This is a genomic window from Cupriavidus sp. SIMBA_020 (assembly GCF_046535395.1).
GTDB classification, from domain to species: Bacteria; Pseudomonadota; Gammaproteobacteria; order Burkholderiales; family Burkholderiaceae; genus Cupriavidus; species Cupriavidus campinensis.
The window spans coordinates 1-255 of sequence record NZ_JAWRWU010001114.1 but is presented as its reverse complement, the minus strand read 5'-3'; the positions used below and the strand labels follow the sequence as shown (position 1 = coordinate 255).

Annotated in this window: 1 pseudogene; it reads right to left on the bottom strand. The window is 68.2% G+C overall.

The features are described 5' to 3' along the window. A pseudogene (locus tag SB751_RS32980) lies at window positions 1-243 on the bottom strand (glycine/betaine ABC transporter substrate-binding protein); the annotation flags it as partial. Window positions 244-255: the final 12 nt, after the last annotated feature.

The following is a 255-nucleotide window of genomic DNA, read 5'->3' as shown; positions in this document are numbered from 1 at the left end:
GCGTTGCAGCGCCGCCAGCATCGGCAGGGTTTCGCCGATCTCGACCGACGTCTTGCAGCCGTAGCCATGTTCCATCACATAGCGTTCGATGTTGGCCAGCACCAGGTTGGATTCCCAGTTCAGGCCGCTGAAACGGACCGGGCGGTCGACCTCGCAGACCGGCTTGGCGGCGTGGGCCGCGGCGGGGGCGAGCAGGGCGGCGGACAGCGCCAGGGCGCCGGCGAGCAACGGCTTCATGCGCATGATGGAGCACCT